This is a genomic window from Nocardia sp. NPDC003345 (genome assembly GCF_053589395.1).
The window spans coordinates 1-10,548 of record NZ_JBSFRU010000231.1 but is presented as its reverse complement, the minus strand read 5'-3'; the positions used below and the strand labels follow the sequence as shown (position 1 = coordinate 10,548).

Genomic DNA, 10,548 nt, shown 5'->3' with positions numbered 1-10,548 from the left:
CGTTCAAGGTTCTGCTCAAAGAACTCCAGTCGCTGTGCCTCAACGTCGAGGTGCTCTCGGCCGACGGCCTCGCCGTGGATCTGGCCCGGGGCGACGACGACGAGGTGGATCGCACCGCGTCCAACCTCGGTATCACGCTCTCCCGCAACGAATCCCCTTCGATCGACGAATTGACCGGCTGACCGGGCCGGTCGCCGCGCGGCACCGCTGTGCGGCGGCCGGCCCGGTCACCTATGCGGAGAGACTGCCGACGTCTCCCGAGGCACCGGCGGCGCCGGTCACGGCCGGCGTGGGGCCGGGATGGGCGCCGCAGGTGCACCGGTGGGGTGTGGGACCCGGGCCCTCATCGTGTCCGGCCTGCAACGAACACGCATGCGAACGCCAGAACGACCGGCAGGGCGCGGGCAGGTCGGGCGCGTCGTCCAGGGATATCACGGCGACCGGGACGCCCCGATACTCCTCGAACGCGCGAAGTTCCGCGGCGCAGGTATCGCAGGCCACCGTCGCGGGAATGCCGATTCGCCCGCGCCGCAACACCACCCGGGTCGCCGGGACCGTATCGGGGCGATGCCCGCTGCGGGGGTAAGGGCAGGTGAGGGCCGATTTGTCGAGCCAGTGCAGCGTCATCGCGCCACCCGCCCCGCCTCGGGCCCCGCACCGGTCGGTTGGCGTTCGCACCGCACACGCGAGGGCCCCGACGGGCAATCTGTTTCGTTCATGCCTGTCTATCGCCGGAACCCGTCGAGATATAAGCGGATCCGGATCCCCAAATGCACGGGCTCGCGGCCTCCGCGATGTGTGTTTGTCACAGGTGTCCGCCGCTGGATGGGCGGAGCGCCGCCGCGATAAGGCCCGGATCCGGGTGCCGCGCCCGGCACCCGGACCCGGGGCGGCGTTCAGGCCTTCACTTCGGCGAGCGCGCCGGTGGCGACATCGAAGACGAAGCCGCGCAGCGACGAGGTCGCGGTGACGAACGGGCTGGACTCGATACGCCGCAGACTCTGCCGCACATCCTCGTCGAGATCGGGGAAGGCCTCGGCCGACCAGGCCGGTTTCAGGCCGGTCTCCTCTTGGATGGAGCGTTTGAAATCGTCGTCGGTGAAGGTCAGCATTCCGCAATCGGTGTGGTGGATGAGGATGATCTCGGTGGTGCCGAGCAACCGCTGGCTGATGGCCAGCGAACGGATCTCGTCATCGGTGACCACACCACCGGCGTTGCGGATGACATGCGCCTCGCCCTCCTGTAACCCGAGGATCCGGTACACATCCAACCGCGCGTCCATGCATGCGACCACGGCGACGCCCTTACTCGGCGGCAAGGGCAGCGGGCCGCTGAACTGCTGCGCGTACTGCGCGTTGTTGGCCAGGTACTCATCAGTGACAGTCATGCACCGATCTCCGATCGTCGACGGTTGGCTCCGGTGGATCTCCCTGCACGATCTCGGACCGCGGGTGCGGCCGGGAGTAAAAGATACGCGCTGAGCCGAAGCCTGGCGCGGGACCGGCGACACGCGCAGCCTGGCATCGGACTGTATCCGGTCGCGGGCCGGGAGCGATCAGGTGTGGATCGCGGGCCGGTGGGTAAGCGCGCGGCAGAAAGGAGGCGTCATGAGCCAGCGAGACGTAGTGCACACACTGCTCGACCGGGCCGGGACCACCTTCGCGGCCGAAGCCGGAATCCATCTCGACGACAAACCGGCGCCGCTGTTCCAGTTGCTTATGCTGACCGAGTTGCTCAGTGCCCGGATCTCCGCCGATCTCGCGATCTCGGCAACGGCCGAACTGGTCGGCAGCGGGTACGGGACCGCGCGCAAGGTCGCGGACGCCGACTGGCAGGACCTGGTGGACGCGCTCGGACGCGGCCACTATCGCCGCTACGACGAGAGCGCTGCCTCCCAGCTCGGTGCGACCGCCACCATCGCACTCGACCGCTACGGTGGTGACCTGCGCAGACTCGCCGAAGAGGCCGGGCACGACATCGAACGCGCCGGTGAACTGATCCAGGAGTTCAAGGGCGTCGGCCCCACCGGCGGCAGCATCTTCCTGCGTGAGGTGCAGGATGTCTGGACCTGGGTGCGGCCCTATTTCGACGATCGCACCGTGCGCGGAGCCAAACGTATCGATCTACCCGCCGACCCGGAGCGACTCGCCGCCCTGGCACCCACCGGCCACACCGCCGATTTCGCGGCTGCTCTCGTACGGGCCGGCAGCGACGACGAACTGGCCGACGGGGTGCGTACCGGGAGCTCCCGACGATGATCCGCCGGCTCCGGGCGTAACCCGCCCGGAGTGGGCCACCGCCGCGGACCACTCGCTCCAGTGGCAGCGGCCGGTTCCGTCGACCAGACTGGAAGGGTTTGGTTAGGCGGGAGGAGAGTCGTCGTGGCTTCTCGATATACATCGGCGTTCGAGCAGAAGATCGCGGATATGCAGGCGCAATACGAGGATTGGATGAGGGCGGGCGAGCCCTGGTCGTTGCGCGAATTGTTCAGTACACCCGATTGCGATATCGACGACTACTGCCGGGACTTCCGGCCGAGCCCGTTCGGTGACCAGGCGTGTGCCGAGGTGGAGCGCTACTGCCGGGCCCAGGGGATCTGGCTGGAGCCGGCCGGCGCCCACTACAACAGCATGACGCCCTACCTGCATCCGTGGCCGGTCAGCGTGGAGCGGCTGGCAGTGATCGGATTGTTCAACGCGATCCTGTTCTGGCTCAACGATACGGTCGGCCGGGAGAAGTTCGGCCATCTCGCCGATGTGGAACAGCAGCGGGCACGTACCGATCTGGATCGGTTGTCCCGGCTGCTGCAGACCCGCACGCCGCCGGAGAATCCGTCACCGTTCGAATCGGCGACGATGGAATTCCTGTCCAGGCTTACGGAACTGGCCGATCCGGGCTGGCTGGACCTGTTCCTGGCCTCGACGCTGGAGCATCTGCACACCGCGATCCGGGACCAGAACGCCCGGTCGCGTGGCGATGTCCTGACGGTCGCGGAGTACATCGACCTGCGAGCCCAGGTGTCGGGGATGTATCCGGCCATCGCACTGTGCGAATTCGGCCGGGACGGGTATCTGGCCTGGGATCTGCTGGCGGCCGCGGGACCGGCGGACGACCTGCGCCGATTACAGGTGCTCACGGCCGAGCTGGGCGCGTTGATGAACGATATGTTCTCCTTCGAGAAGGAGTGCGTCGTGGATCGCTCGGATTTCAATCTGATACCGGTCTGCCTGCTGAACAATCCCGGTGCGACACTCCCGGACGCTGTCCGCGAGGCCGCTGATCTGGTCCGCGCCCGGCTCGTCGAATTCCGCTCCCGCCACGACGCGGTGGCCGCCTGGTGCGCTGCGCAGGACGTCTCCGATTCCGCTTTCGCGGCGCAGGTCGAGCGGTATCTCGACGACCTCTCCGCCTGCGTCCGGGCAAGCTGGGTGTGGCAGCTGCGGACGCAGCGATACAAAGGCGTGAGCATCTTCGCGGAGAATCGGAGCACCGGCTCGAAATGATGATCGGCGGATAAGGAAGTATGTTCACTATTCGGGCAGGTGTGATGCCACCCGGACCGCGATCACAGGTATCGGCGAGCGGGGGCGAGATCGGCGAATCGAAGGGGTGCGATGACGGGGTCGGAACGTCGGGAGCTGGTCCGATCCTGGTCGGAGGCACTGACGTCGGCGGGCTGGGCGGCACCGGGCGGCGCCGATCTCGATGAGCTGCTGGACGGCCTGACCGGGGATCTGGCCCGCGCGCTGGTCGTGACGCCTTTCGACGCCGATGCGGGTGCGCGCGCCGGTGCGGCGCTGGTCACCACGGGGCTGACCTCCGACGATGTGGTGGCCGCGTCCGCCCCGGTACTGCGCGCGCTGGCCGGACCGGACCCCGGCGAGGAGGTATCGCGCCGGGTCGCGATCCTGCTCGCGAAGTTCGGGGAGGGGTTCGGCTGGCGGCGGCAACTGCTGTTCAACTCCCTCGAACCCGACGAACGGATGCGGCGGGTCGACGAGCGGTACCGGGTGGTGTTCGAGAATGCCGCCGTAGCGATCGCCATCGGCGATACCAACGGCGTACTGCTCGACGTCAATCAGGTACTGGCCGAAATGATCGGGGTGCCGGTGGAACAACTGCGCGGTATCTCCGTCTACGAATTCGCCCACCCCGAGGATCGCGCCCGCATCCGGAAAATGGTGTACGAGCGCCTGGTGCCCAATAAACGGGGCGCGGTCAAACTCGAACAGCAGATCGCCCGCGCCGACGGCAGCTACGGCTGGGCGTCGTTTTCCATCACCTTCGTGGAGGGCCGCCCGGGACATCCGAACTACCTGCTCGCGGTCGGTGAGGACGTCACCGAACAGCACCGGATGCGGGACGAACTGCGCCGCCAGGCCCGTCACGATCCGCTGACCGGGCTACCGAATCGCCGCCATCTGCTGGAACGGCTGGACGCCACGATCAACGGTGCGGGCGCCGAGGACTGCATCGGCCTGTGCTTCGTCGACCTGGACCGGTTCAAGCACGTCAACGATCGATTCGGACACGGTGTCGGAGACAAGGTGCTCGCCGCGGTCGCCGAGCGCCTGCAGCAGAGTGTGGAGGATCTGGACTGTCTGGTAGCGCGGATCGGCGGGGACGAATTCGTCGCCCTGGTCCCGCCGCCGGTCGACGACCAGCGGATGGCGCTGGTGGCGAACCGGCTCCTCGACGCGCTCGCCGAACCCCTCGACGCCGGTAACCACGAGCTCCACGTCTCGGCCAGTATCGGCGCGGTGATGACGACGGTGAGCGACGGCCACGCCGAAGCACTGCTCGAGGCCGCGGATACCGGGCTTTACCACGCCAAGAACAACGGGAAGGCCCAGTGGGTGCTGCACACCCCGGACAACGGTATCCGGTCCGGCCCGGAGGGTCTCTGAACGGTCCGCCCGGTACTCCTACCGGCCCATCGCCGCGCCGACGATCTCCGCCATCCGGGCGCGGAACATCTCGGGTCCGAAGGTCTCGGCGTGCCGCCGGATCGGCGCCGGGGGTAACAACCCGGCACCCGCGGGATCGCGCAGCGCCGCGGCGAAGCCGTCCACGACGGCCTCGTCGGTCCCGGGCGCGATCAGTGCGCCGGTGCGCCCGGGCAACACCGTGTCGAGGGCACCCCCCGCACCCACCGCGAGTACGGGCGCACCGCAGGCCATCGCCTCGACCGGCACGATGCCGAAATCCTCCACCCCCGGCATGAGCAGGGCCCGGCAGCGCCGGTACATATCGACCAGGACCTCGTCCGGCGCGGCACCCAGGAAGGTGGTCTCCGGCCCGGCCATCGCCTCCAGCCGCGCCCGGTAGCGGCCGTCGCCGACCACCACGAGCCGGCAACCCGCCCGCTGCGCGGCACGGATGGCGAGATCGGGACGTTTATAGGGGACCAGCCGGCCGGCGAACAGGAGGAAATCCTCGCGCGCGACCGCCGGGTCGAGGGAGAAACGGTCCAGGCGCACCGGGGGATGGACCACGGCGGCGGGCAGATTCCACCGCTCCCGGATCCGGTCGGCGACCGCGCGGGAGTTCGCGACCACCGCGGTGAGGTGCGGGGCCGCGGTGGTCTCACCCCGCCGGGCCAGCACGCCGAGGGCGGCCAGCGCGGCCCGGCCGGCCGCGCCACCGGCCTCCCGCGCCCGGAATTCCGGCTCCCACGCCCAGCGGGCCGGACTGTGCACATACGCGATGACCGGGGCGTCGGTGGCGAGGGCCGCCTGGGTGGCGAAGGCGTGATGGCTGATCACCACGGCGTCGTAACGGTCCCGCAGCGGCAGACCGCGCAGCGCCCGGGGTACGAACGGCAGCAGCGGGGCGTGGGACCGCCGGCCGGTGGCGGCGTGGATCCGGGAGAGCGGTCCACCGGAGACGGTGTCCCACGGAGGGTGCGCGTGCGCCGGCGCGGCGGTGGGGTCGACGATGGGCGCGAACACCCGGGCCCGGGGCCAGATACGGGCCAATTCGCCGACGACCGCTTCCGACCCGCCGTACTCGGTGAACCTTTCGTGCACGATCGCGACCTCGGCCGCGGCGACCCCGGAGGCGATCCGGGGCGGCCGCGGGGCCGGAGTCGTGGCCGGGTTCATCGCAGTACCCCTTCGAGCCGCCGGGGTGCCGCGTACGGGCGGACCGCGGGCGCCACCGGACGGCCCGCGAGCAGTCCGGTCACCGAGCCCTGTTCCAGTGCCCGGCGGTAGACGGCCGCGACATCCCGGCAGGCGTCCAGGGTGCTGTCGATATCGGCGTCGGTGTGGGCGGCGGAGGTGACGAAGGACTGGCCCAGCACGCCGCGCCGCAGCAACTCCTGCAGGAACAGCGTGCGGAACTCCTGCGAGGGCCGGCCGTCGGGGTCGAGGGTCCGGAAGATCAGGCAGGAGGGCCTGCCCTCGATCCGCAAGTGCGCCGCGATTCCGAGTCCGGCGGTGATCGCCTCGAAGCCGGCCCGCAGCCGCCGGCCGGCGCGTTCCATCCGGGCGACCGGGTCGGTGGTGGAGTAGGCGTGCACCACCGCCCGGAAGGCGGCGAGACCGCCGGTTTCCGGACCGTGCGTGGTGGACAGCAGGAAGACCCGCTCGTCGTCGGTGGCCAGGCCGCCTCGTTCGAGGTATTCGCGGCGGCCGGCCAGCGCCGAGACCGGGAACCCGTTACCCATCGCCTTGCCCCAGCAGGAGAGGTCCGGGACCACCCCGTACACCTGCTGGGCGCCACCGGCCGCCCAGCGGAAACCGGTGATCATCTCGTCGAACACCAGCAGGGTGCCGTAGCGGTCGCAGAGATCCCGGACGCCCGCCAGATACCCGGGTGGGGGTTCGTGCAGCGCGGTAGCCGGTTCCATCACCACACACGCCACCTCCCGGCCGGCGAGTACCTGGGCCAGCGCGGGGAGGTCGGCGTAGGGGAAGCGGACGGTCGGCTGCGCCGGGATGCCCGCCGGCATCGCGGTCGTCCCGATGAACCAGTCGTCGACGGAGAAGAACGGCTGGGCGCAGACGGCGACGGTGGTCCGGCCGGTCACGGCGCGGGCCAGTCGTACCGCGGCGGTGGTGGTATCGGACCCGTTCTTGGCGAATTTCACCATCTCCGCCCCGGGCACCAGGGCCAGGAAGTCCTCGGCGGCCGCGAGTTCGAGCATGGTGGGCCGGGAGAATCCCACCCCGTCGGCGATCGCGGCGGCCACGGCGTCGACGACCGGGCGGTAGCCGTGGCCGAGGGTCACCGCCCGCAGGCCCATTCCGTATTCGACGAACTCGTTGCCGTCGCAATCGAGAACCCGGCAGCCGTAACCGCGCACCAGCACCGGCGCCATATGCTCGGGGTACTGGTCGGCTCCGCGCGCGTAGGTGTGCGCGCCGCCGGGAATCAGCTCGTGCAGCCGGGCCTGGGCCCTGTCGCTGCGGCCGAAATCGGTGATCACTGTCGCTCCTGGGTCGGCGGCTCAACAGCCGGATTCGGTGAATGCCTTCAGATATCCGGCGCTCTGCCGGAGATACATCCAGGTCCAGAACATGGGGTCGGTGCGGCCGGGGCTGGCGACCATGGTGAGTTCGCCGTCGAAACAGCGGTCCACGATGTAGCGGGCCCGCGAGATATGCGGTGTGAAGGTGACGACGATGAGGTGGCGCCAGCCCTTGGCATCGGCCTGGCGGCGGATCTCCTGCGCCTCACCGCGGGTGGTCCACGGCCGCGGTTCGAAGCAGGTGACGCGGAAGGGATACCGGGTTCGGCAGTAGCGGTCCATCCGGGGATCGTCGAGTCCGGTCGACGCGGCGATGAGCAGTTCCGGTGCCCAGTGCTCGCGTGCGAGCTCTAGCCCGAGATCGAATCGTTCGTACGGGGTGCCGCCGAGGACCACGATCGCGTCGGCGGGCCGCAGGGGGTCGACCTGGGGCCGCACGAAGACCGGCCACCCGGCGACGGCCGCCAGGGTCGTCAGAACCAGGACCGACGCGATCACCTGCCACCGCCGGACCCGGCGCCGCCCGCCGGGCGTCCCGCTCATCCCGGCCATCTCAGCGGACCGGCCGGTCCCGGCCCAGCGGCGCCGTACGCAACGCGCCGTCCGGAGCGACCACGAGCCGCCAGTACCCGCCCTCCGGATCCCGCAGCACCACACCGGCGTCGGCTCGCTCCGACAGCCACGCGCCGCTGGCCAGTACCGACGCCAGGCCGGCGCCGTCGGGCGCCACCGCGTTCAGGATCTCGTCGGCGCCGTCGGCGCGCGCGGTGACCGTACCGGTGAACACCGGCCGGTGGGTATGGCCGCGGCCCAAGACCTGCCAGTGCCGCGGGAATACGCCCGGGTCGACCTCGGCGCCCGCCGACGAGATCAGGTTGACCGCGATACCCTCCGGGCAGCCGGCCTCGTCGATCCGCAGTTCGGCGGGGTGGCCACCGGGGTCGGCGTCGAAGGCGATATTCGCCAGATACGGCTGCCGGCAGTGGATCAGGTCGATATCACACGATCGCGCGGCGACCTTGCAGTTGACCATCCCGAATTGTGAGGGCCCGCCCCGGCCGGCCGCTCCCACCTGCACCGCGACTTCCGCGCCCTCGAACCAGACGTTGGTGAGCCACCAGTTGTTGGCGGCGCCGTCGATCAGCAGATGCCGGTCGGTGGTGGCCGGATCGGTATCGGAGACGAACTCGACGTTGGTAAGCGCCAGCCCGGCGTTGTGGTCGTTACCGGTGCCGAGCACCCCGATGCGGTTGCCGGTGAACTTCGACGAGGTGACGTAGTTCTGGATACAGGAGGTGGCGAGCCCGACTCCGAAATTGTTGATATCGCAATCGATGAACGAGGTTCCGCCGGTATTGGCCTCCAGCACCACCCCGCGCTGGCCCGCGTACCGCGGATGGTTGTCGCCGAGGTGGTTACCGCGCAGCAGTACGGTGTCGAAACTGCAGCGGAAGCATTCGGCGAGCCGTACCGCCGTGGCTGCCGGGCCGGTGAGGTAGAAACCCAGCCGCGCGAACCGGATCCGCTGTTTGCGCTCGAGGTCGATCAGAGTGGTGTCGCGGTCGCAGAACACCGTGGTGACATCGGCGCCGTCACCGTAGACGACGGCGTAGTCGGGCAGATCCGGCCACGCGGTGATCCGGTACTCACCGGCCGGGAGGTACAGCACCGGCGGCACGCCGTCGGTGCTGCACGCGGCGGCCAGAGCCTCGGTATCGTCGGCCTTCCCGTCGCCGACCGCCCCGAACGCGCGGATATCGCGCACGGTCGCCGGCATCGTGCCCACCGGTACCACCAGGGGCGCGGGCTGCGATTCGCGTGCGGCCAGCGGGGCCGCCACGGCGCCGATACCGGCGGCGCCGAGCCCGGCCGCGAGCAGGTCGCGGCGCTGGAGCCGGCCGCGCCGGCGGCCGGATTCGGGTCCGCTCACGAGCGCCGCCACCGGCTCCGTCGGGGCACCGCCGCCACCCCGGCCACCGTGGCGCCCGCGCCGGTCAGTGCGGCGAGCGTGGCCGTGACGTGGTCGCCGCGGTCGCGGCCCAGTTGCACCACACCCAGGACGGCCGTCACCTTGGGCGCGACGGCCGCGGCGTCGGCGGGGGAGGTATCGACGATGATGTGATCGAATTTCTGGGCGGTTTCGGCGAGCACGGTATCGAACCGGGCCGACGCCAGCAGATCCGGCGTGCGGTCGTCGGCGCTGCCGAGCGCGAGTATCGTGACCGATTCCTCCGGCCACGGGACCAGCGTGTGGTCCACGCGCGCCTCCTCGCGCAGGATCGCGGCCAGGCCGTCGCCCGCCCGGCCACCGGGCGCGGTGGGCGCGGCGATCTCCTCGAGCGGTGGTGCGGTGGCGCCGGCACGCAGGTCCAGTTTGACCGTCGGCGGGTCGAAGACCTCACCGCGAACCGCGGCGGTGGTACGGCTGGAGGCGGCGGTCACCAATTCCCGGCGTGAGTTCTCCTCGCGGACCGGCCATTCCGTCGCCGTCCGCTGCCGCAGCGTCTCGGGGAGCAGGGTGGACACGCCCGCTCCGGTGGTGTCGGCGTCGATGACGAGCACCCGGTCGCCGGTGGCGCCCAGCACCGCGGCCAGCCCCAGGACGGCCCCCGGCTCGGTCCGCGTATCCAGTCCGGTCACCAACAGCCGTCCGGCCTCCGGCAGCCGCGCCCGCAGCGCCCGCAGATCGGCGCGTTCGCCGGGCTCGCCGAGCGCGACGGTGCCCAGTACCGGCTGCCCCACGGCTTGCAGCTCCGCGGTATCGCGGATCTTCTTGTCCAGCCGGTCCAGCAGATAGGAGACCGCCGCGCCGAGCAGCAGACCGCCCAGTGCGCCCACCGCCAGCAGCCGGGTGCTGCCCGGGCCGCTCGGCTCGGTGGGGGTCTGCGCGGCGTCGACCACCGCCACCCGCGCCGCCGGGGCGGCGGTGGCCTCGATGGTTTCCAGTTCGTCGATCAGCGCCCGGACCTGGGCGACGACCTGGTCGGCGAGAACCCGCCCGGTTTCGGGATCCGCATCGGTCACCGACACCCGCAGCAGGGAGGTCGCGGGCGGGGTGTCCGCGGTGATCTTG

Annotated in this window: 11 protein-coding genes; 4 read left to right on the top strand and 7 right to left on the bottom strand. The window is 70.4% G+C overall.

From position 1 onward, the window contains the following. Nucleotides 1-182: hypothetical protein (locus ACWDU1_RS22500; RefSeq protein WP_450001240.1), on the top strand; the 182-nt coding region annotated here is incomplete at its 5' end. 49 nt (nt 183-231) lie between these two features. Here ACWDU1_RS22500 and ACWDU1_RS22495 read toward each other — a convergent pair. Both ACWDU1_RS22495 and ACWDU1_RS22490 read right to left on the bottom strand, forming a co-directional pair. Further along, nucleotides 232-627: a hypothetical protein gene (locus ACWDU1_RS22495; RefSeq protein ID WP_450001238.1), complete on the bottom strand. Its 396-nt coding sequence runs from the start codon at nt 625-627 to the stop codon at nt 232-234. 269 nt (nt 628-896) lie between these two features. Then, complete coding sequence (locus ACWDU1_RS22490; RefSeq protein WP_450001236.1) at nt 897-1,388, bottom strand: beta-class carbonic anhydrase; 492 nt, start codon at nt 1,386-1,388, stop codon at nt 897-899. Between the two features lie 220 nt (nt 1,389-1,608). On the opposite strand from ACWDU1_RS22490, the gene ACWDU1_RS22485 reads away from it, so the two are divergent. The 3 genes from ACWDU1_RS22485 to ACWDU1_RS22475 all read left to right on the top strand — a co-directional run bounded on the left by ACWDU1_RS22485 (nt 1,609) and on the right by ACWDU1_RS22475 (nt 4,908). Beyond that, nucleotides 1,609-2,259, top strand: a complete 651-nt coding sequence (locus tag ACWDU1_RS22485) for an endonuclease (protein ID WP_450001234.1) — start codon at nt 1,609-1,611, stop codon at nt 2,257-2,259. 123 nt (nt 2,260-2,382) lie between these two features. After that, nucleotides 2,383-3,504: a terpene synthase family protein gene (locus tag ACWDU1_RS22480; RefSeq protein ID WP_450001232.1), complete on the top strand. Its 1,122-nt coding sequence runs from the start codon at nt 2,383-2,385 to the stop codon at nt 3,502-3,504. A 111-nt stretch (nt 3,505-3,615) separates the two neighbouring features. After that, a complete protein-coding gene (locus ACWDU1_RS22475; RefSeq protein ID WP_450001230.1) occupies nt 3,616-4,908 on the top strand; it encodes a diguanylate cyclase domain-containing protein in 1,293 nt (430 codons plus the stop codon). 18 nt (nt 4,909-4,926) lie between these two features. Here ACWDU1_RS22475 and ACWDU1_RS22470 read toward each other — a convergent pair whose 3' ends face one another. The 5 genes from ACWDU1_RS22470 to ACWDU1_RS22450 all read right to left on the bottom strand — a co-directional run. Then, nucleotides 4,927-6,105 (bottom strand): glycosyltransferase, encoded by a 1,179-nt coding sequence (locus ACWDU1_RS22470; protein ID WP_450001228.1) that lies wholly within the window; start codon nt 6,103-6,105, stop codon nt 4,927-4,929. Continuing rightward, on the bottom strand, nt 6,102-7,430 hold the full coding sequence (locus ACWDU1_RS22465) for a glutamate-1-semialdehyde 2,1-aminomutase (protein ID WP_450001242.1): 1,329 nt from the start codon (nt 7,428-7,430) through the stop codon (nt 6,102-6,104). The genes ACWDU1_RS22470 and ACWDU1_RS22465 overlap by 4 nt, the downstream gene beginning before the upstream one ends. Nucleotides 7,431-7,454: 24 nt before the next feature. Then, a complete protein-coding gene (locus tag ACWDU1_RS22460) occupies nt 7,455-8,018 on the bottom strand; it encodes a YdcF family protein (protein WP_450001226.1) in 564 nt (187 codons plus the stop codon). A gap of 10 nt (nt 8,019-8,028) precedes the next feature. Beyond that, complete coding sequence (locus ACWDU1_RS22455; protein WP_450001225.1) at nt 8,029-9,405, bottom strand: glycosyl hydrolase family 28-related protein; 1,377 nt, start codon at nt 9,403-9,405, stop codon at nt 8,029-8,031. After that, the coding region (locus ACWDU1_RS22450) for a hypothetical protein (RefSeq protein WP_450001223.1) at nt 9,402-10,548 on the bottom strand (1,147 nt) is incomplete at its 5' end. The genes ACWDU1_RS22455 and ACWDU1_RS22450, both read right to left, overlap by 4 nt.

Coding starts and splice junctions, on each gene's coding strand:
- ACWDU1_RS22490 (WP_450001236.1), bottom strand. CDS start 1,388: ATGACTGTCACTGATGAGTACCTGGCCAACAACGCGCAGTACGCGCAG.
- ACWDU1_RS22475 (WP_450001230.1), top strand. CDS start 3,616: ATGACGGGGTCGGAACGTCGGGAGCTGGTCCGATCCTGGTCGGAGGCA.
- ACWDU1_RS22495 (WP_450001238.1), bottom strand. CDS start 627: ATGACGCTGCACTGGCTCGACAAATCGGCCCTCACCTGCCCTTACCCC.
- ACWDU1_RS22470 (WP_450001228.1), bottom strand. CDS start 6,105: ATGAACCCGGCCACGACTCCGGCCCCGCGGCCGCCCCGGATCGCCTCC.
- ACWDU1_RS22485 (WP_450001234.1), top strand. CDS start 1,609: ATGAGCCAGCGAGACGTAGTGCACACACTGCTCGACCGGGCCGGGACC.
- ACWDU1_RS22460 (WP_450001226.1), bottom strand. CDS start 8,018: ATGAGCGGGACGCCCGGCGGGCGGCGCCGGGTCCGGCGGTGGCAGGTG.